Origin of the sequence: Actinoplanes sp. NPDC049599, assembly GCF_044465625.1 — a bacterium.
Taxonomy (GTDB): domain Bacteria; phylum Actinomycetota; class Actinomycetes; order Mycobacteriales; family Micromonosporaceae; genus Actinoplanes.
The window spans coordinates 1-20,816 of record NZ_JBITLX010000043.1 but is presented as its reverse complement, the minus strand read 5'-3'; the positions used below and the strand labels follow the sequence as shown (position 1 = coordinate 20,816).

Annotated in this window: 14 protein-coding genes and 1 pseudogene; 7 read left to right on the top strand and 8 right to left on the bottom strand. The window is 69.3% G+C overall.

What is annotated here, in order from left to right; translation table 11 throughout:
• Nucleotides 1–46: 46 nt before the first annotated feature.
• The 4 genes from ACIBQZ_RS40600 to ACIBQZ_RS40585 all read right to left on the bottom strand — a co-directional run bounded on the left by ACIBQZ_RS40600 (nucleotide 47) and on the right by ACIBQZ_RS40585 (nucleotide 3,985).
• Nucleotides 47–592: a DUF4232 domain-containing protein gene (locus ACIBQZ_RS40600; protein ID WP_396094287.1), complete on the bottom strand. Its 546-nt coding sequence runs from the start codon at nucleotides 590–592 to the stop codon at nucleotides 47–49.
• A 269-nt stretch (nucleotides 593–861) separates the two neighbouring features.
• On the bottom strand, nucleotides 862–2,109 hold the full coding sequence (locus ACIBQZ_RS40595) for a BREX system ATP-binding domain-containing protein (protein ID WP_396094286.1): 1,248 nt from the start codon (nucleotides 2,107–2,109) through the stop codon (nucleotides 862–864).
• Nucleotides 2,109–3,086, bottom strand: coding sequence for a BREX system ATP-binding domain-containing protein (locus ACIBQZ_RS40590; protein WP_396094285.1), 978 nt, complete (start codon nucleotides 3,084–3,086; stop codon nucleotides 2,109–2,111). Before ACIBQZ_RS40590 ends, ACIBQZ_RS40595 begins: the two co-directional genes overlap by 1 nt.
• Nucleotides 3,083–3,985 carry a hypothetical protein gene (locus ACIBQZ_RS40585; RefSeq protein ID WP_396094284.1) on the bottom strand — a complete coding sequence of 301 codons (903 nt, stop codon included), beginning with the start codon at nucleotides 3,983–3,985 and terminating at the stop codon, nucleotides 3,083–3,085. Before ACIBQZ_RS40585 ends, ACIBQZ_RS40590 begins: the two co-directional genes overlap by 4 nt.
• Before the next feature lie 55 nt (nucleotides 3,986–4,040).
• Between ACIBQZ_RS40585 and ACIBQZ_RS40580 the strand changes: the two genes are divergently transcribed.
• From ACIBQZ_RS40580 to ACIBQZ_RS40570, 3 genes are read left to right on the top strand one after another with little or no spacing between them, the layout of a single operon-like run.
• Nucleotides 4,041–6,143, top strand: a complete 2,103-nt coding sequence (locus ACIBQZ_RS40580) for a TerB N-terminal domain-containing protein (protein WP_396094283.1) — start codon at nucleotides 4,041–4,043, stop codon at nucleotides 6,141–6,143.
• Nucleotides 6,109–7,497 (top strand): ATP-binding protein, encoded by a 1,389-nt coding sequence (locus ACIBQZ_RS40575; protein ID WP_396094282.1) that lies wholly within the window; start codon nucleotides 6,109–6,111, stop codon nucleotides 7,495–7,497. The genes ACIBQZ_RS40580 and ACIBQZ_RS40575 overlap by 35 nt, the downstream gene beginning before the upstream one ends.
• 4 nt (nucleotides 7,498–7,501) lie before the next feature.
• Nucleotides 7,502–9,715, top strand: coding sequence for a DEAD/DEAH box helicase (locus ACIBQZ_RS40570; protein ID WP_396094281.1), 2,214 nt, complete (start codon nucleotides 7,502–7,504; stop codon nucleotides 9,713–9,715).
• A 120-nt stretch (nucleotides 9,716–9,835) separates the two neighbouring features.
• Here ACIBQZ_RS40570 and ACIBQZ_RS40565 read toward each other — a convergent pair whose 3' ends face one another.
• Nucleotides 9,836–10,012, bottom strand: a complete 177-nt coding sequence (locus tag ACIBQZ_RS40565) for a hypothetical protein (RefSeq protein ID WP_396094280.1) — start codon at nucleotides 10,010–10,012, stop codon at nucleotides 9,836–9,838.
• Nucleotides 10,013–10,423: 411 nt separating this feature from the next.
• Here ACIBQZ_RS40565 and ACIBQZ_RS40560 point away from each other — a divergent pair, with 411 nt between their 5' ends.
• Nucleotides 10,424–11,065, top strand: a complete 642-nt coding sequence (locus ACIBQZ_RS40560) for a type IV toxin-antitoxin system AbiEi family antitoxin domain-containing protein (protein WP_396094279.1) — start codon at nucleotides 10,424–10,426, stop codon at nucleotides 11,063–11,065.
• Nucleotides 11,066–11,100: 35 nt separating this feature from the next.
• The gene (locus ACIBQZ_RS40555; RefSeq protein ID WP_396094278.1) at nucleotides 11,101–11,493 is read left to right on the top strand and encodes a hypothetical protein; all 393 of its coding nucleotides are present in this window, start codon (nucleotides 11,101–11,103) and stop codon (nucleotides 11,491–11,493) included.
• A gap of 478 nt (nucleotides 11,494–11,971) precedes the next feature.
• Here the strand turns inward: ACIBQZ_RS40555 and ACIBQZ_RS40550 are convergent, their stop codons facing one another.
• Nucleotides 11,972–12,328 carry a hypothetical protein gene (locus ACIBQZ_RS40550; RefSeq protein WP_396094277.1) on the bottom strand — a complete coding sequence of 119 codons (357 nt, stop codon included), beginning with the start codon at nucleotides 12,326–12,328 and terminating at the stop codon, nucleotides 11,972–11,974.
• Between the two features lie 315 nt (nucleotides 12,329–12,643).
• Here ACIBQZ_RS40550 and ACIBQZ_RS40545 point away from each other — a divergent pair, with 315 nt between their 5' ends.
• Nucleotides 12,644–15,769 (top strand): FG-GAP-like repeat-containing protein, encoded by a 3,126-nt coding sequence (locus ACIBQZ_RS40545; protein ID WP_396094276.1) that lies wholly within the window; start codon nucleotides 12,644–12,646, stop codon nucleotides 15,767–15,769.
• A gap of 579 nt (nucleotides 15,770–16,348) precedes the next feature.
• On the opposite strand, the pseudogene ACIBQZ_RS40540 reads toward ACIBQZ_RS40545, so the two are convergent.
• Nucleotides 16,349–16,690 (bottom strand): annotated as a pseudogene (locus tag ACIBQZ_RS40540) (DUF4143 domain-containing protein); the annotation flags it as partial.
• A 161-nt stretch (nucleotides 16,691–16,851) separates the two neighbouring features.
• Between ACIBQZ_RS40540 and ACIBQZ_RS40535 the strand changes: the two are divergent.
• On the top strand, nucleotides 16,852–19,218 hold the full coding sequence (locus tag ACIBQZ_RS40535; RefSeq protein WP_396094275.1) for a carboxypeptidase regulatory-like domain-containing protein: 2,367 nt from the start codon (nucleotides 16,852–16,854) through the stop codon (nucleotides 19,216–19,218).
• 214 nt (nucleotides 19,219–19,432) lie between these two features.
• On the opposite strand, the gene ACIBQZ_RS40530 is transcribed toward ACIBQZ_RS40535, so the two are convergent.
• On the bottom strand, nucleotides 19,433–20,704 hold the full coding sequence (locus tag ACIBQZ_RS40530) for an IS110 family transposase (protein WP_396094274.1): 1,272 nt from the start codon (nucleotides 20,702–20,704) through the stop codon (nucleotides 19,433–19,435).
• Nucleotides 20,705–20,816: the final 112 nt, after the last annotated feature.

The window sequence follows — 20,816 nt, the reverse complement described above, 5'->3', positions numbered from 1 at the left end:
GAGGATGGGAAGGTCGCCGGGCGCGGCCGGTCGTGGTCGGTGGACCTCAACCAGCCACGGTGAACGCCGCCACCGAACCCGCGGCACAAGCCTCGTGCGGCGCGCCGACAAACGCCGTACCCCTGTCCTCCGGCGCCGCGACCTGGAAGCCGGGCACCCGTACCGTCTTCTCGCAGGTCTCGGTGGCCGGTCGGACCGCGGCCCGGACGCGGTCGCCCGGCGCGAGCAGCATGGCCGGCGTCGCCGCGCCGGCCGGGGTGAATGCGCCGGCCGCGGTCTTGACGCCGGGGTGTCCCCGCAGCGAGCAGGCGTGCCCGGTGATGTTCTCGAAGATCAGGGACCCGGCATCGGCGGTGATGCGAAGCTCGCCGGTGCGGCACCGCGAGGGTGGCTCGCCCGTTGCGGGATCCACGTAGTCCGCGCCCGCGTCGGGCAGCACCAGCGTGTACGCCGTGGCAGAGACCGCCGCCAGGTCCAGCACTCCGGCGTTGCCCGCCGCGAAGGTGCCGGCCGTGGCCCCGGAGGGCGCCGCCGCGAGCGTGAGCCCCAGCGCGCCGGCCGCCAGCAATGTTCCCCGACCGATGTTGCGCATCCGTTGCTCCCCCGAGGTCGTGCTTCCGTGTCCTGGTAGACGTTAGGGGGATCGACGATGATCTTGCTCCCCCTTCCGTGCCACATGGGCTGCCAATGCAGGTGCATGGCTTACCCGGCCCTCGGCGGCCTCGGCGTAGGTGCGGACGCTGAGCGCCACGAGGTGTTCGAAGAAAGCCTCCTGGCGGCGACGCGGCGGCGACGGGCCGCCGAGTCCGCCTTAATGCCGCTCCCCACTGTTAGGCAATGGCGGTTCTCCCGCCCACCGCACTACTCGGTTCCAGCGCGCTCCAGGTCGGGATCCTCGCGATAGTCGCTGATCATTTCGACGGCTTCGGTCTCCGGCCGGTATTCGGGGTCCAGCCGTACCAGATCCCATTCGTTGATCCAGGCCCGAACGTACTGCCGCATGCGGGTCGCCCCGAGCCGTTCGAGGCCCTTCACATCGGGGGGTCGCCAGCCGAAAGCCTGCCCATGCAGCTCACGCAGCCGGGCGTACACCTGCTTGAGTTCGGTGTCGTCCGGCGGGGTGAGAAGATGCGTCTCCCGGTCGATGATTCGCATTCCGAGCTCAGCGGCCGTTGCGAGCTCGCCCGCTTCCGGAGTGCCCTTGGCGCGCAACCGCGCCGGGACGACGTCCCGGTCGTTGCGCCCGGTGATGACTGCCGCTTCGTAGTCGTCGGTCATCGCGAAAACCGCAGCCATCGGGATACCGCCGCCGGCGTGCTCGCCGCGCATCCACCGGGCCAGTTCCGCGTACGATTTCGCGCGCTGGAGCAGCGAGTAGCGGCCGATGAGTTCGACCTCGTCGAAGAGGAGCAGCCACCCGGGGGAGTCCGCGGCCGCGAGCAGCCGGGCCGCGAAGCGCATCCGCTGCCGTGCCAGTTCCGGCGCCGCGATCGGCGGCAGGAGGGGCCGCTGCTCGCCGATCTCCTTCAGCCGCCTCCGCAGTTCCGGGACCGCGATCGGATCGCCCGACCAGAACCGCAGAATCGTCTCGGCATACGCCGCATCCCGATCACGAAGGTGCGCGAACAGTGCGAGGGTCGCCGGGAACCGTTCGTTCAGCTCCGCGCCGCTCGAAGAGGCCCAGCGCAGCAGCTCGGCGTATGACCGGCCGTCGAGGTCGAGCTCGGCGGCCGCTTCGACGATCGCCGGACGGGCCTGTCCCTCCCGCCAAGCCGAGTCGGCCGCCGCCCGGAAGACCTTGGCGGGATCGTGAAGCGGGGTCTCCTTGCTGATCACTACGCGACTGACGGTCCAGCCGGCGTTCAGTGCCAGCCGGGCGAGGTGCTCCAGGAGATGGCTCTTCCCAGCACCGAAGCCGCCACCGATCAGCATGCTGCCCGGGGTGCCGGCCTTCACCGATGCGCACAGAGATTCGAAGCGGTCTTCGATCGCCGACTGCCCGCTCCCCAGCGCCGCGACCGCGTCCCGGCTGGGCACTCCCGAACGCAACGCCTCGATCGCGCGGCGGGCGGCGACGGCCGCCGCGCTTTCGCTGTCCGTGCCGGTCATCAGGACACCTCCGTTGCTTCGGCGCCGAGACGCACCAGCGCGGCGTACGGGTTCTGCCGGCGCCTGTCGCGCACCTCGTCGGTGACCCGCATTTGCAGAGCCGTATATGACGGCAGCCCTCGGGCCTCGTCGTGGACCAGGACGGTCGGCACCTGGACGGCAACGAACAACCCGGCGATCTCGTCGATCGCGTCGATCAGCTGGCGAACCAGCTCGTACGCGTCCAGGGTCGCGGCCTTCGCGTAGTAGAACCCGTCCCGCAACCCCACCGGCGGGCGCCGGGTCACCGCAAGGCGGTCCAGATCCAGCCGCAGCACCAGGCCGGTCCGCCCGGCGACACGCAGCCATCGGGTCAGCGACAGCAGCAGCGGCCGGGCGTTGTAGCGGTTCACCTTGGTGTTCAGCCCCACGCCGCGCAGGTCCGCAGCGGGTAGCCGTTCGCCTTGCAGCCAGCCGATCACCGTCTCCCGCTCGCGGAGAGTCACATCGCCCCGGCCCAGACGTTCCTGACACAGTCGGAGCATCGCCACCCGGAACTCGTGGCTCATCTCCGCGTCTCGCAGCACCAGCCGTTCGATGGCCCGGCGGACGCTGCGGTACAGCTCAGCGGCGTCCACATCGTGATGCCGGGCGATCACCGCGAGATCGATGCCGTCGGCGCCGGCGGGCGCGGGGAAACCCGCCAGGTCCAGGGAGGATCGTACGACGGCGTCCGCCAGCCCCACCCAGTCCATCTGCCGGGCTACAGCGGTGAAGACCTGGTCGATCAGGTGGATCCGGGTGGACACGGCATCCACTTCGGCATATGCGTAACCGTTGCCGAGCTCGGGAAACGCGGAGGCCAGCCGGCCACGGACCTCGTCGTCCGCGGGACACAGCAGCTTGACCGAGGCGCCGCCGCCGGCGATGTATCCGGCCAGGTACTCGCGCTCGACGAAGTCGAGATAGGCGGCGACGCCGAGCTCGGCGGTGCTCACGACTCGGCCGGCTCGGTGGCGGTGGTGAAGGAGACCCCCCAGTATCGCTGCTCCTGGCCGTTGCGAGTCACCGTGGTCAGCACGCCGGAGCCCTTGGTTCCGGTGCTGGCCGACCAGCGCAACTCCCGCGGATTGCGTTCGGTGTGGGTGACCCCGCTCTGGTCGAGCAGATAGAGGTCACGGGCGAACTCCTGCCGGGAGTACTGGGTACGCTGCCCCGGCAGCATGGTCAGCACCGTCCAGATGTCGACCAGCCGGATCACGGCGTCGGCACGGGCGCCATCGACGGCGACGCGCAGTTCGTAGGCGGATCGCAAGCTGTCCAGGAACTGCTCGGCCTTGAAGCGGGTACCCCGTTCCTGTGCCCGGGCCAGCGCGCTGACCAGCACCGAGGGGCGCAAGCGCCGGTCACGCACCTTGTCGATCTCGATCGCCGCGTCGTTGGGCAGAATCCGCAGCAGCGAGGGGTAGCAGAGCAGCCGGTCATCGTCGCCCTCGACGATCGACAGTCCTCGCACCGCCGCCTCCGCCAGCAGCTCCTTCACGAACCCGCCCGATGCGAGGTATTCGCGCTCATCGAAGTCGAATGCCTCACCGAGCACACGCGTCTCGGCCGCGAGCCCGTCGGCCGCGGTCTGTGCGGCTGACAACCCTTTCCGCAGGTCACGAACCTGACCGGTACGAGCCGCGCCGAGCGCCCGCTTCAGCTCCCGCACCGCCGCGTTCGCGCCGCGCAGTGCGGTCTCCAGCGCCCGTTCGGTGGCCGCGAGCGACGTCTCGATACTCTCCGCAGCGGACGGCTGCTCCGAGTCCCCGGTCAACTCGACGGAGGTTGGATCTGACACGTTTGCGGTCCCATCTCGTGGAGCGTAGCGGCTGCCCCGGTCCGGCGGCATCACCCTGCGGATTACAGTGCGACGTGTGGTCAGCGCATCGCGATCCCCATGGCGATGGGTGCCGCCCAGGGAGCCTGCGGCGGTCGGCGGCCATGTTATCCCCGGCGGACTCCTCTACATCGGCGGGCACCTCGCCGAGCCGGCTCTGATCAACCCCGACCTGCCGGTGGCTGCCTCGCCCGGCCGTTTCATCGTGCCCAGCAGCGGCCCGGAACTGGCGTACCGTCTGCTCTCGCCCGGCGCCCGCAAGGCCTATCTGGACTGGCTGGCCGGCGGCCGGCGTACGGAGGTCCCGCCCGGCCTGGTCCTGCTCTTCTGCTTCGGACTCGAACGCCGCCTGCTGCTGGACGGGGACGACGATCCCGCGGTGCACCGCGAGCTGCCCGCGCTCACCATGGCGGTACGAGGGCTGAGGGCGAGGTACGGCGCCGGTGCGACAGCTCTGCGTGACACCCTCGAACAGCTGCTCGACCTGCTCGAACTGTTGACAGCCCCGCACCGGGCGCCGACTGCCCAGCCCGACCGGGAGTCGGCGATGGCGGTACGGACGGGGCTGGCTCGTTTCGCGGTCACCTCGGCTCCGGTGCCGGCCGGCTGGGCGCGTGCATGGCTTCGTCACCATCCGTCGCTGACGCCGCGCCGGAGTGAGACCGACTGCCAGGCGGAGTTCAACCGCCTCTTCACCCTCCGGTACCAAGATCGCTTCGGACGCGGGATGATCCCACCGAGAGACAGCGTCGGCATCCGGCTGCGCTACCGGCCCGCCAACCCCGGCCTGGCCACCACCCTGGTCTGCCGTGCCGACCTACCCGACCTGCTGGTTGAGCCGCAGGACGTACGGCCACTCGCCGCGCTGCGCGACGAGGTGGCCACCGCCCTGGATCCGTACCGCCGCTGGCTGGCACGGTTTCCGCAGGGACGCGAGACGCTTGCGGCCGTACCGATGCTGCCCACCGAACTGGTCGACGCCCGGTACGGCCGACTCGGCGCGGTGCGCGTCTGGGCCGAACGTCACCTCGACGGGCAATCGCGGGCCTTCATCAACGCCGGCGAGTTCTGGGAGTTCTGGTCGGCCGCGGCACCGGAGCGGATGGCCGCTGACGAGGCCGCCGCGCTTCTGGCAGTGCTCGCGAAGCTCGACCTCGGGGTCGAGCCGGACGTGCGTTTCGGCGCCACGGCCCTGGCTCCCGGCCCGGCGGTCCTGTTCCGGCTGGCCCCGCCGACGGCCGACCGGCCGGGCCCCTCGTTCCCCTCCGCGGCAGCCATCGCCCGGTGCGCCGCCGCAGTGGCCTCAGCAGCCGGCCCCGTCGATCCACGAGGCCGGATCGGAACCGCACTGCTGGCCACGACCACTGACCTGGCCGCCGTCCTGCGCCTGGATCCCGGCGAGGACCTGCGGCTGGCCGCGCGGCTGGGCTGGCTGCTGACCACCCGCGTGGACATCGACCGGCTCGGCCGGCAGACGACCATGATGACAGCCGCCGACCGGGAGACAGCCGGGCATTACCTGGTGACGGTGGCGGTCACGGCCGACCCCGCAGTCAGCCCGGCCACCGTCGCGGCGCTGACGCGGATCTATCGGATCCTCGGGCTGCAACCGGACCTCGTCTTCCACCGGCTCCACGAACGCAGCACGGCAGACGTGCCGACGATCCTGCCGCGCATCGCCGGCCCGCCGGATCCCATCGCCGAGACCGCGGATGCCGCCCGGGCGGATGAACCGGTCGTCGTCCAGACCGGGGAAAATCACTCGAACGGGTACGCCCTGCCCTGGACGACACCCGCTGGGCCGCAACGCACCGGCTTCCTCATCGACCCGGCCCTGGTCCGGAAGAAGCAAACGGAGAGCAGCGCCGCCGCCGCGGTCCTCCACGCGATTTTCGAAGAGCAACCCCCTGAAGAGCAGGAACGGCAGCCACCGGCCGATCAACCAGTCACCGGTCTTGATCATGCCCACGGCGCCCTGCTGCGCGCCCTGGCAGTGCGTCCCTCGTGGAATCGGGAGGAGTACGTGGCCCTCGCGATGGTGCACGGCGTCATGCCGGACGGCGCCCTGGATCTGCTGAACGAGGTGGCGATCGACACCACTGGAGCCCCGGTGGTCGAGGGCGACGCTACCCTCACCGTTGCCGACGACATTCTCACGGAGCTGCTCGCGTGACCGCCTGCACGCCAGTGGCATCCGGCCATGCCAAAGATGGGCGCGCGCCATGACACACCCGGGTACACCATCCGCGGCCGGACGAATCCGGCCCCGGGAGCGGGACGCGATCGTTGCCTCGCTGCGGGCAGGCATGGTCCCGCGCGCCGGGCAACAGCACATCCAGGTCGGCCGGGCAGCCGAGGTGCAGGCGGCGGTGCATGACGTCGACAGAATCGCCGGCGGCGGCGCCGGCTGCCGGTTCATCATCGGAGAGTACGGTTCGGGAAAGACCTTCTTCCTGCATCTGGTCCGCTCGGTCGCCCTTGAGCGGCGGCTGGTCACCGTACACGCGGATCTGTCTCCGGACCGGCGCCTGCACGCCGGTGCCGGGCAGGCGCGCGCTCTCTACGCGGAGCTGATGAGCAACATGGCGACCAGGGCCCGGCCGGACGGCGCGGCGCTGGCCACGGTGGTGGAGCGGTTCGTCACCTCCGCGCTCGGCGACGCCGCCGCTTCGGGTGACGACCCGGCGGAGACGATCCGGACACGGCTCGCCTCGTTGACCGAGATGACCGGCGGCTACGACTTCGCCGCAGTGGTCGGCGCCTACTGGCGCGGTTACGACAGCGGGGACGACCGATTGCGTACGGACGCCGTGCGCTGGATGCGTGGCGAGTTCACCAGCCGGGTGGACGCCCGCGCCGCACTGGGCGTACGGACGATCGTCGACGACAGCACCTTCTACGACCACCTGCGACTGATGGCTCGCTTCGTACGCCTGGCCGGTTTCAACGGCTTGCTCGTCTGCCTCGACGAGATGGTCAACCTCTACAAGATCATCGGATCAGCCGCGCGAAACGCCAACTACGAACAGGTATTGCGGATCGTCAACGACACGACCCAGGGCAGCGCGGCCCATCTGGGCTTCCTGTTCGGCGGCACCCCCGAGTTCCTGCTCGACCCGCGGCGCGGCCTGTTCTCCTACCCGGCCCTGGCATCGCGGCTCGCGCCGAACCGGTTCGCCGGCAGCGACCGGATCGACCACTCCGGCCCGGTGATCCGGTTGGGCAGTCTGGCCCCGGAGGACGTCTTCGTTCTGCTGACGAAACTCCGGCACGTGTTCGCCGCAGGCGACCCGGCACGGTACCTGGTGCCGGACGAGGCACTCACCGCGTACATGGCGTACTGCTCGGAGCGGCTCGGTGACGCGTACTTCCGTACCCCCCGAGAGACCATCCGCGGCTTCCTCGACCTGCTGGCGCTGCTCGAGCAGCACCCCGGCCTGCACTGGTCAGCTCTTCTCGGCATGCTCGACCTCGCGCCGGCCGGCTCCGCGCCCGGAGACGACGAACTCACCTCCTTTCAGCTCTGAGCCGGTGAACGAGAACCCGCCGTCACAGGCGTACGCCCTCTACCATCCGGCCATCCAGCGATGGATCTACAACCAGGGCTGGGACCGCCTGCGTGATGTCCAGGAACGCGCCGCCGCGCTGATCAGTGCCGGGGAACGCGACGTCATCATCGCCTCGGCCACCGCGAGCGGCAAGACCGAGGCGGCGCTGCTACCGATCCTCTCGGTCCTCGCCCGCCTGCACGCGCAGGGCATCGGCGCGGGCGTCGGGGCACTCACGGTGAGCCCGTTGAAAGCGCTGATCAACGACCAGTACGACCGGATAGCCGGCCTGGCGGATCCACTCGGCCTCCGCGTGCACCGATGGCATGGCGACGCGCCGGCAGCCGGGAAAGCCAGAGTGTTACGCGCCCCGGACGGGCTGCTGTTGATCACCCCCGAGTCCTTGGAGGCGCTTTTCGTCCGGCACGGCGACCGCGCGGGCCGGATCTTCGGAGGCCTGCGGTACATCGTCGTCGACGAGTTGCACTCCTTCATCGGGACCGAACGGGGTGCCCAACTCCAGGCACTGCTTCACCGGGTCGAACGGGCTGCCGGCCGGCGAATACCGCGGGTGGCGCTCTCCGCGACGCTCGGCGATTTCGCGGGCGCGGCGGAATTCCTCCGGCCGCGTGGTGGCGCCGAGGTCGCGGTGGTGTCCTCCACCGAGCCCGGCGGCGAGATCCGGCTCCAGGTCCGCGGCTACCTCGACCCTGCCACCCCGCCACCTCCAGGGGAGGAACCCGGTGATCGCGCCGCCATAGCCGATCATTTGTTCCGGACCCTGCGAGGCACCGACAATCTTGTCTTCGCCAACTCACGCGCAGCCGTCGAGGTGTACGCCGACCTGCTCACCCAACGCGCTGTCCGGGCCAACGCCCCGGCACGTTTCCTCGCCCACCACGGCAGCCTGTCCAAAGAGGTACGCGAACACGTCGAGGAACGCCTCAAGGATCCGGCCACCCCGGTGACCGCGATCTGCACCTCCACCCTGGAACTCGGCATCGATGTCGGCTCGGTGGACTCGGTCGCCCAGATCGGAGCCCCGCCGACCGTCTCGGGCCTGCGGCAACGACTCGGACGCTCCGGCCGTCGGCCGGGTCAGCCGGCCGTCCTGCGGGTGTACGTGGCAGAACCGGAACTCACGCCTGGCATCGCCCAGGCGGACACGCTTCGTCCCGAGCTGTTCCAGACCGTCGCCATGATCGAGCTGCTGATCGCGGCCTGGTACGAGCCTCCGGACGACGCGGGCCTCCACCTCTCCGCGCTGATCCAGCAGATCCTGTCCATCACCGCGCACCAGGGCGGTGCGACCGCTGGCGAGTTGTTCGCGACGCTCTGTGACACCGGCCCTTTCCGGCGCGTCGACCAGGGCCTCTTCCTCCGCGTCCTACGCGACATGGGCCGGCATCAACTCCTCGAACAGCATCCCGACGGCGCCCTGCTCCCAGGCCGGGAAGGCGAACGGCTCCTCGGGCACTACAGTTTCTACGCCTCGTTCCACACGTCCCTCGACTACCGGCTCGTCGCCGACGGCTACACCCTCGGCTCGCTCCCCGTGGACCGCCCGATCCTCCCCGGCACGCTGCTCATCTTCAGCGGCGCGCGATGGCGGGTCCTGTCCGTGGACACCGCACAACGGCTGATCGAGCTGACTGCCGCCGAGGCAGGCAAGCCACCCGTCTTCCCCGGCACCGGCGGAGAGATCGCGGACGACGTGAGGCAACGGATGTTCCAGCTGTATCGCTCCGGCGACGTCCCCCGCTATCTCGACGCCACGGCACGGACTCTGCTGGCCGAGGGGCGAGCCGCATTCCATGCGTACGGGCACGCCACCCGCCGCATCTTCGCCCAGGACCAGGAGACATTGCTGTTCCCCTGGTGCGGCGATCGGATCATGAACACGCTCGTCGCGGTCCTCGGACTGCACGGGCTGACCGTGGGGCAGGACGGGCTGGCGATCACCGTCGCCAGATGCACACCCCATCGGCTCCTCGGATTGATCACAAACCTGGTGGCCGGTCCGGCGCCCGACCCCGTCGCCGTAGCCGCCACCATACGAACGAAGCAACACGACAAGTACGACCGCTACCTGAGCGAAGATCTCCTCGACGTCGCGTACGCGGCACGTGCGCTGGACGTACCTGGCGCCTGGACCTGCCTCACCGGCCTCGCCGATATCACCGCTCCACCGCCGTGATCACTCAGCTCGGTCGACGTCCTCCAGGCCGTCGCTGTATTGGGCCAGGAGTTCCGGCACCGCCCGGTCGTAGCGTGAGCCGTCAGAACGACCCCGTCACGGGGTGCCTCGTTCGGGTGATCAGTCGATCAGACGCCGAGCGAGGCGTTCGGCATTGAGTCCCTGCATTGCTCCGTCGACAGCCTCCGGGTCGGTGAGGTCGATACCGCGGGCCGCCAGCTCCGCAGCGATCTGCTTGGCCGGACCCCACGCCGCCCTGCCGCCGACCACGCCGCGCCGAGCCACCCACTGGCCCACCGCTCGACCTCGAGCGCACTGTCCTCGGACACGATCGACGGCGCATCACGCATCAACCGATCCGACAACCGCAACTCACGCACCGCTCGCTGCGGACGCTTCGGCTTACCCCGTCCCGCGGGACGACCACGACTCTTGGGCATATACCCGTGTACCACATCGAGCCCGGGACAACGCCCGAGCGAACCGCGGTTCGCGCAATGCCATATTCGACCAAGCGGTATCAGTATGCGAAATCCGTACCGACGGTCGCCGGTGACCCGCTGCCCGTACGGATGGCCAGGTCACGGGCAGCGGGATGAGGCCCGATGACATGTGGTCCGGCGTTTTCGCTGGTCGTCGGAGGCGGGTTTTCGTTAGCGGTCAACGAGCGCGCTGGAGCGTTCGTCGCACTATTGGTACTATCGCTCCATGTCGAGACGCACTGCGCTAGCCGCGATCAGCCCGGTGGCCAGCGAACAGTGGGGCATGATCACCGCAGGACAAGCCCGCTTGCTCGGGGTATCCCGGCAAGACCTGAACCGACTCGTCGATGACGGCACGCTGGCCATCGCCGATCAGGCCACGCGGGTATATCGACTCACGGGCGTGCCGGAAGACCCTGACCTCGACGCGCTACGTGCGGCCTGGCTGCAACTCGGCGGCGCCCAGTCGTGGCACGAACGCACCACCGCCCCGAACCTCGTCATCAGCCACCGCAGTGCCGCGCACCTGCGCGGACTCGGTGACCTGATTCCGTACGAACACGAGTTCTACGCCACCACCCGACTGCGACCACGACGCAACGACATCAAACTGCGCGTCCGGTCACAGATCGCCCCGGACAGCTGGGAGATCTGGGGTGGGCTTCCGGTACACACCGTACCGGCGATCGTTGACGATCTGCTTTCCGACGGCGAGGACGAGTCCGCGGTGGCTCAGGTCGTCCAGGATGCTCTCGCGCTGGGCCTGCTGCGCGATGAGGCGCTCACTGCCATCGTCGCGCCCTACATTCGCGTGAACGAAGGCGCAGGCCAGTTGGGTGGGCTCCGGATCCATACCCTTCAGACCTGACCGTCGATGGCCATGCTGGAAGCATGCGAATTCGGATGTCGACCGGGCTGGCAGTGGTGTTTCTGATTCTGGTCGGTGCGGGCATGTTCTGGGCGGGCCGGGTGACGGGCGCCGGGCCGAGGCCGGCGGCCGATCGAGGGTACGACGCCGGGCATGTCGACGGCGTACGTGAGGGCCGCGCCGAGCAGGCCACGTTGAACCTGCCGGCGACCGACAAGGCGATCTTCGAATCCGGCTACGCCGCCGGGGCAACCGACGTCTTCGCCGGCTACGACGGTGGCTGGGACCACAATGCCCCGTACGTCATCGTGCTGGCGCCGGGCGGCCCGGCCGTCACCTACCGCATCGCATCGCGGATGCGTCTGGAGCCGGGCGTGGACTACTACCTCTGCCCCGACGGCCATACGTTGTGCCGGCGGCCGCGCTGACCCCTGTTGTGCGTAGACTTCCGCGCCATGCCGCAGGTATGGAAAGTGTCCCCGCTCGGGCGGTTCGGCAGCCTCGCGTGGGTCGTGCTGATGGCGGTGTTCGCCTTCCTCACGGCTGGCCCGGTGACGGGCGCCGCGGCGCTCGTGGTCGGCCTCGCGGCCGTCTGGCGCTTCGCGTTCTGGCCGGCTCTGACCCTCACCGGCACAGACGTCGTCGTCCGCAATCCGTGGGGCACGAGCCGGGTGCCACTGGGCGATGTCGCCGGCACCGGGGGGCGCCTATGCCGGACTGAGCATCCGGCGCCGCTCCGGAGGGGCGGTCACGGCCTGGGCGGTGCAGAAGCCCAACGCGGCGAAATGGTCCGGCAAGACTTCCCGGGCGGACGAGGTGGCCGCAGCCGTCATGGCAGCGGCCGGGCGCGTACAGGTCGAGCACGCGTCCTAGCTTGTTTCGCCAGGCAAAGCCGGCTCGAGCTGGTCAGAGACGGTCGGCCACGGCGATGATGAAGGCTTTGACCTGGTCCGGTGCGCTGGTCTGGTCAGGGTGGACCGTAATGGTGACCACCAGGTTGCTGACCCGCACATAAAAATCACGATCTCGGACGTACGCGTCGTCGCCGACACCAGCAAAGGCGGTCACGCCCGGCCGGGAACGGATGTCGTTCATCAGCTGCTTCGCACCGGCGATGTCGCGCACCGGCTCAATCTTGGGGCACGCGCGCGGGGCCATGTCGTAGCGTCCCTCCTGCTGCGTGACCACGTACCAGACGCCGACACCGGCCGCGATCAGCAGGGCGGGCACGAGGGCGAGTACGACGAGAGCACGCAGGCGCATAGCCGCCGATCGTAGATCACGCAAAATCGTGATCCGTGATGCGAGATCCAACGCGCTTGGTGCCGCCGATGCCCATCGACCTTCGATGCGTGTGCGCTGGGGCACTCGTCGCACAGCGATGTATCGACGGCGTCGGCCCCCGTGTATGAAAAGCATTCATCTATAACTGTCATCCGCATGCGTGGCAGTCGACCAGTGCCCGGACCGGCGGGACATCGGAAGAGGCGATACGTGGCCAGGACCCTGCCCGAAAGAACGTTCACCGGAAGACCACAGACGAGAGTCGGCGCTCTGCTCGCGGCCGCACTGTGCGTCGTGTTGGTCGTGGCCGGCTCCGCGGAACCGGCCGCCGCCGCCGACGCGGCCTGCGGCACGGCCGGTTCGAATTTCGACCCTCAGGCCATCGCGTCGAACACTGCCGCCCTGCGCATGGGCTGCGCCAGGGACGCCGGCAGCCTGCGGTCGCTGGCCGCCGGCGACAACGACATGGTGAGTGCTGTCGACTTCAACGTCACGACGCGACTCGACCAGTGGCAGCAGCTGATGCGCGGGGTGGTCGACACCACGCGCGCCGACCAGGGGCGGGGACTGACGCTCAGCGAGTCCCTCGCCCAGCAGGCGCAGCGCAACGCGGTGGGCGTCTACAAGCAGGAGCCCGGCGCCCGGTTCGACGGCAGCATCCAGGTCGTCGGCAACAGCCTCGTCATGGTCATCCCGGCGGGAGAGGTCAGCACGGCCGCCAACTGGTGGCAGAAGTCGCTGGCGTTCATCGTCGGCACCGCCGTACTCATCGTGTCCACGGCGCTCTGCATGGCCGCGTTCAACGTCGGCGCACCCCTGGCCGCCCCCATCTGCGGTGCCGTCGGCGGGGCCTTGTCGGGCCTGGTCGGCGAGCTGATGAACGCCTATTTCGACGGCCGGTCCCTCGGTGACGGCGACGTCTGGGCCGAAGCGGTCGCCATCGCGTTGCTCAGCGGGGTGACCGGGGCCGCCGTCGGCAAGCTGGTGGAGTTCGCCGCCGCCGGGCTGAACACCTCGATCAGCGCTGCTCAGCAGAGCATGCGCAACATCATCACCCGGTGGGGCTCCTGGTCGAACCCGCTCCCGCTCATCGCGGGCGTGTGGAGCAACGACGGTTGGGGCGTGCTTGTCTACAACTACGTCGAACGCCTGGCCCGCGGCGTCACGGCGACCGACGTACGCCTCAAGGTCATGCCCCTGGGCGACTCGATCACCTACGGCACGGGGAGCACCAACAGCGCGGGCTACCGGCAGGCGCTCTACGGCTTGCTGACGCAGCACGGCGCCGGTGTCGAGTTCGTCGGCTCCCAGAACTCCGGGCCGGCACCCGGTGCCCATGAGGGCCATTCCGGCTGGCTGATCGACGACGTCGCCGGCATCGTCGACGGCGCACTGTCCAGGTACAAACCGAACGTGGTGCTGCTGCACCTCGGCACCAATGACATGAACAACAACGTCAACCCGGCGGGTGCCCCGGGCCGGCTCGGCAGCCTGATCGACCGGATCTTCCGCAACCAGCCCGGGGTCACGGTCGTGGTCTCGACCATCGTCCCCGCGACCATCGCGGCGACCCAGACGCGGATCAACGCCTTCAACGCGGCGATCCCCGACGTGGTGGCCAGCCGCCGCTCGGCCGGCAAGCACGTGCAACTGGTCAGCATGAACTCCGTGACACCGCCGGATCTGGCGGACTGGCTGCACCCCAACGACCGCGGCTACCAGAAGATGGCGGCGAACTTTTACCACGGAATCCTCAAGGCGCGCGATGCCGGCTGGGTGACGGCCCCGCCGGCCGGCGGGGACTCGGCCGGCGGCCCCGTGCAGGGCTGGTCACCGCAAGGTGTCGTGGCCTCCGGAACGATGGGCGCCGGCTCCTACCCCGGCGGCCTTTCGCTGGGCAGCGGCGACCAGGTGCGGCTGGCCGACGTCAGCGGGGACGGCCGGGCCGACTACCTGGTCACGCACCCGAGCGGCAAGGTCGACATCTGGAACAACGGTGGCACCGACCCGGTCACCTGGCTGGGACACCGCACGATCGACCTCCCCGCCCACGATGACGACTGGGAGTTCGCCGACGTGATCGGCGACGACCGGGCCGAGCTGCTCCAGCAGGATCCCGACTCCAACCCGACCTTCGGGACCGTCCGGGGCTACGACGGCGACGGCAAGTTCGTCTTCTTCGGGTCCTACGACCGGATGGGGCGGAACATGAACTGGGCCGACCTCGACGGCGACGGCGACGGCGACCTCCTCGACGTGGCCGACGACAGTTCGGTGCAGTTCGAGTCGAACGAGGGCGCCGGTGAGTTCGCACCGCGCACGCTGGTCGCCACCGGCGTCGGCGTGCCGGGGGCCAACGTCCGGTTCGCCGACCTCAACGGCGACCGGCGCGCCGACTACCTCGTCGTCAACTCGGACGGCTCGGTGAACGCCTGGCAGAACGCCGGCCCCGGCGGCACCGGCTATCTCTGGCAGCCGCTCGGAGTGATCGCCACCGGCGTCGGCTCCACCGGCAGCCGGACCCAGTTCGCCGACGTCGACGGCGACCGCAGAGCCGACTATCTCGTCGTCGACCCGGCATCCGGCAACACCCAGATGTGGCGCAACGGCGGTCCCGGCGGCAGCGGCTACCTGTGGCTCCCGCAGGGCTCGATCACCACGGGAAACGCCGACCGCGTCGTCTACGCCGACCTGGACGGCGACCACCGGGCGGACTACCTCCAGGTGAACGCGGACAGCTCCGTCCAGGCTTGGGCGAACGGCGGCCAGAACCCGACCACCTGGCCGTGGTATCCCCGGGGAACCGTCGCGAGTGGCGTCGGTAAGCCCGGCGCCAACGTCAGGTTCGCGGACATCAACGGCGACTCCCGGGACGACTACCTCGTCGTGAACGCGGACAGCTCCGTGCAGGCGTGGCTCAACGGCGGACCCGGCGGAGCCAACTGGCTCTGGTATCCGCAAGGCACGGTGGCCACCGGCGTCGGCGTCCCGGGCAGCCAGATCCGGTTCGCCGACCTCAACGGCGACATGCGGGACGACTACCTGGCGGTGAACCCGGACAGCTCCGTCAAAGCCTGGCTGAACGGCGGAGCCGGCGGTGCGAACTGGCTATGGTTCCCCGAGAACACCGTTGCCACAGGCGTGGGTGCTCCCGGCAACCAGATCAGGTTCGCCCACCTGTACGGCACCGCGAGCGCCGACTTCCTGGTCCTGGGCGACAACGGCTCGGTCAAGGTCTGGCAGAACGGCGGGCCCGGCACCAACGGTTACCTCTGGTTCCCCGGCGGTGAAGTGGCCAGCGGCGTCGGCGCTCCCAGCAGCCAGATCCAGTTCGCCGACCTCAACGCCGACGGACGAGACGAGTACCTCGACGTCGACCCCCGCACCGGCGCCACCAGGGTGTGGCTCAACGTCGGATGAGCCGCCGGGGATGCCGCTGCCCGCACCACCTCGGGCAGCGGCATCCCGCTGTGGCATCCGCCGCGACCGCTCAGCGGCCGAGCGGCTTGCGGTACCGGCGGTGCTCACCCCTGACGCGACAGGGCGGTCAGCATACGGGTGAGCATCGCGGTCGCCAATCCTCGAATCGCGGGCTGCGTCATTCCCGACGCCTTCGCCAGCTGCGTCTGGCTGCGTCGTACGCCTCCGCGGCACCTGGCTCAGCCATCCGCTGCTCCCGCATCGCGGGCCCATTCGCGCAACGCCAAGGCTCGGTCGAGATGACCGCAGGTCATCAGAGTGCTGGTGGGGCGGACGTTGCACCATGCGAACCGTCTCGTCAGCGTTGCCGGGACACCAATTCTGGGAAGTTTCGCCAGGATGTTTGACCAGTTCAAGAAAGGCGTCGTCGGTTTCGTGACCGAACTCAGAAGCTGTCCGCGATGCTCGGAAGAGCCCACCGGCTCCCGGCGCCGGGTCGGAGGCGGAAGCCTGGCTACGGCCTTACGCCTTTGGACACGCCGGAGTAGAGATGACGTTGGCCCGGCCAGGAACCTGTCATCAGGGGCCGAGCAATGCCAAAGGGACGACGGCTACGTCGTCGCGGCGGCGGTATGCACGCTCGCCTGCATAGATGACGACGGCGTCGATCAGGTTTTCGCCAATCCGGTCGCGGAGCCAATGCAGCTGCTTGGTGTCGGCGTCCTCGACGCGGTCGGCCAGCTTGACCTCGATGCCCAGCACCCTTCCGTCGGCGTGCTGGACTATGAGATCCACTTCGTGGATGTTGTTACGCGTCCGTAGGTGGCTTACCCGGCCCTCGGCTGCCTCGGCGTAGGTGTCGACGCTGAGCGCCACGAGGTGTTCGAAGAGAGCGCCGAGGATCGTGCCTCCGGACAGGTTGGTACTGCCTTGTTCGGCTCGTAGCTCCGCCGCTGATCACGGCTCGGCGTCCCCGCTCACGATGGAGTCGAGGTTGCTCCCGAACTCCCAACGGCAGACAGGTAGTTCCATTTATCAATGGAAGGCTAGGATCTCCCCACTCACGACACATGGGGGAACCGATGAGTCGCATCCGTCTGGCTCGCCTTGGATCTGCCGTCGCCGTCGGGATGCTGGTGGCGGGGGCTTTCGCCGCGCCGGCCCTCGCCGCCACAGGCACGGTCCAGGGCGTCTTCACTACCAGCGCCGGCGCACCGATTGCCGGCGCCAGCGTCACCGCTTATTCGGGCGAGGGCGACTGGCTCAAGGACACCACGACAAATTCCGCAGGCAGCTACCGCCTCACCGGCGTGACCGCCGGCGGCGTACAGCTCCAGTTCAACAACAACGGCCTCGAGCACTGGTCTCCAGGCGTCACCGACCAAGAGCACGCCACGACCTACCCGCTGGCCGCGGGCGGCACCCTCACGGTCAACGAGAAACAGCCTGCCACCGGCACCATCGCCGGGCATTTCAGCGACGCGAGCGGCGAGCCGGTGCCCTACGCGAACATCACCGTCAGGGGCATCGGCTCGTGGGCGTGGCTCTACGGCTCCACCGACGAGCAGGGCGCCTATTCAGTCGAGGCCCTGCCGGGCACCTACAAGGTCTCCTTCAAGTGGGAGAGCGCCGAGCAGTGGGCCGTCCAGGCCGCCGACGAGGACGCCGCGACCGCCGTCACCGTCACGGCCGGCCAGACCACCACGGTTGACGACCACAAACTTCCGACCGGCACGGTCAGCGGCCACCTGACCGCGAGCGACGGGTCGCCGCTGACCGACGCGCGGATCACCCTGCACCGCGGCCAGAACCAGGTCGGCTCGGCCACCACCGGCGAGGAGGGCAACTACTCGCTCGGCGAGGCGCTGGCCGGCGACGGCTACACGGTGTCCTACTCGGTCGGCGGCGGTCCCGACATCTACGTGCCCGGCACGGCCGACCCGGCCAAGGCCCGCGAGTTCACCGTCGTGGCGGGTCAGCAGATCACGGTCGACGACATCCAGCCCCTCCCAGCCACCGTGCACGGCACGCTGACCGGCGACGACGGCGGCCCCAAAGCGGGCTACCAGGTCACGGTCGCCCTCGCCAGCAACGACAACTGGATCCAGCTCAACGCCACCACCGACGCCGACGGCACCTGGACGGTGCGCGACGTGTCCCCTGGCGACTACCGGGTGTCCTTCGTCGGTCCCGACGGCGGGCGCAGCCAATGGGCGTACGGGAAGAGCACCGAGGGCACCGCCACGCTGATCCCGGTCCCGGGCGGTGGCGACATCACGGTCGATGACACCTGGCTGCCCGGTGCCACCCTGGTGGTCAACGCGGTCGACGCCTCCACCGGCGCCCCGGTCAGCGACTACTGTGTATGGATCACCTCGCCCGGCGACGGCTCCGGCTGTGCTACCAGTGGCAGCCAGATCACCGTCACCGACCTGCCGGGCGGCACCTACCAGATGTCGGCCAACCCGGGCGAGGGCAGCTACTACCTCTCCACCGATTTCCAGCCGGTGACGCTGACACCCGGCGAGACCACCACAGCGACGATCAAGCTGGCGCTCGGCGGTAAGGTCTCGTTCACGGCCACTGACCACGTGAGCGGCGCCGCCGTCAACCGCGTGTGCCCGGCGTTCGCGGTGCTCGGCCACGGCGGCCTGCCGGACGGCTACGGCGACTGCACCGACACCACCGGCAAGGCGACCTCGACCAGCATGGCCGCCGGCACCTATGAGATGTATGCGGTCGCACCCACCGGCTACGGCGACCAGTGGGTCGGCAGGAACGGCGGTACCGGCGAGCAGAAGGCAGCGGCCCGCATCAAGGTCGTGCCGGGCAAGACCGTGTCGGCGCCGGCCGTGCTGCTCGACAAGGCGGGCACCATCACCGGCATGGTCACCGACGCGGCCGGCAAGCCGCTGGCCGGTATGGACGTGGCGTGGAGCGCCTGGGGCGACGCCGGCCCGAGTTGGGACACCGACACCGATGCCCAGGGCCGCTACACGATCACCGACCTCGGCCCGTACGCGTGGCCGTTGCTCTTCAGCGGTGCTGGTTATCCGCGGCAGTGGTCAGGCCACGTAGGCAACCGCTACCAGGCTGAGACGGTGCCCGTGCTCCCGTCCGGGACCACCACCTACAACTTCACCCCGGTGGCCGGCTCGACCCTGAAGGGCAAAGTAACCGCACCGGCCGGCGCGACGTGGCGGATCCACGCGTTCAACGCGGCTACCGGCGACCAGATGGGCACGTTCGACTCGTCCGCCGCCGGCCCCGGCGGCACGTACGAGCTGAAGGTGATCGGTAGCCAGCAGGTGAAGGTCGACTGGAGCTGGTACATCGGCGAGAACGATCATCACGGCTGGCACCACAACGCCACCGACATCGACACCGCCACCAAGGTCGGCATCCCGGCCAACGGCGGCACGAAGAAGCTGAATCTGACGCTCAGCTAGGCGCCCGTAGGGGCGGACCGGTCCGGTTCGCCCCTGCCTCGCCCAGGACGCTTCCGGGCGCGGTGACACCCGATCGCCTTGGTGTGGCGGCACGGGTCGCGGGCCGGCTCGGCGTGAGATGGGCGACTGCGGGCTCGATCAGGTCTGACCCGAAAATCGATGAGTGAGTGGGCAGGCGGCAGCACCCGGCGGAGCCGGGTTGTGTTTGGGCTGTTCAGGCGGCTTGGTCGGTGTCGATGATGTGGGCTTTGCCGTCGCGGATGAGGATGTTCTGGCCGGTGACGGCTTCGAGAGCGGCGGCGAGGTGGCGGGCTCGCCGGTCGCGGTTGATCAGGGTGTCGTGGTAGGTGGGGCCGAGGTCCTGGTAGGTGGCGCCGGGATCGGCGAGTAGGTGGTAGACGCTGGTCAGTAGCGAGTTGCCGGCGGCGACCATGGCTTTGCCCGCGCCGCGGCGGCGGGCGATGCGCCGGTAGCGGGCGCCGAGGAAGGTCGGGGTGCGGGTCAGCGCGCCGATCGTGTTCCCGATCGTGGCTCCCAGCCACGGGTTGCCCTTGGTACGGCCCTTGGGTTTCTTCTTGCCCGCCGACTCGTGCGTGGCCGGGCAGAACTTCGCCCAGGACACCAGATGCCCGGCGCTGGCGTATCGGGTCATGTCCACGCCGAGTTCAGCGATCAGTTCCGCGGCGGTGAAGCGACCCACGCACGGGATCGTGGTGAGTTGCTCCACCTGGCGGCAGAAAGGGGCGACCAGCTCCTCGATGTTCTGTTCCAGGGTGGCGATCTGGTCGGTGAGCCGGTCGATGTTATCCAGCATCATCCTCAGCAGCATCGCGTGGTGGTCGGTGAAGAACCCGGTCAGCGCTTCCCGCAGCAACGCGATCTTGCCGCGCATCGAGGCCCGGGCCAGGTCGGCCAGCACGGCCGGGTCTCGTTGCCCGCCGGCCAGAGCGTCCAGCATCGCCCGGCCGGACACCCCGAACAGGTCACTGATCACCGACCTGAGCTTGATCTGTGCGTCTTCCAGGAGTTTCTCCACGCGTTGCCGTTCCCGGGTCCGGTCGCCGATCAAGGAACGCCGGTAGCGAGTGAAGTCACGCAATCTGCGGATCGGTTCCGGGTGAACCAGCGAGGGCCGGAACATGCCCCGTTCGGCGACCTTGGCCAGCCACACCGCGTCGGCCTTGTCGGTCTTGGCCCGGCCCGGCACGTTCTTGACCTCCCGGGCATTGGCCAGCCGGCAGTCGAACCCCTCGGCCTCCAGCAGGTAGTAGACGCCCTTCCAGTAATCGCTGGTGGACTCCATCACCACCACGGTGACCTGTTCGCAGCGCAGCCAATCGGCCAGCTCCAGCAGCCGCGCCGTCGTGGTGGCATACGAGCGGACCTCCTGCATCCGGCGGCCCGGCCGGTCCGGGTGCGGCGTGCGCACACACGCCTGCAACCCGGCCTTGCCCAGATCCAGCGCGGCCACCCGCTCGACAAACAACTCCTCGTCCGTGATCTTGAAGTTCCACCTTCGAGCCGGACACCTTGAAACCAGACAGTGGTCTGGGGGAAGGATGTCCCGGTGCCCCGCCCTTCGAAGTATTCCGAGGATT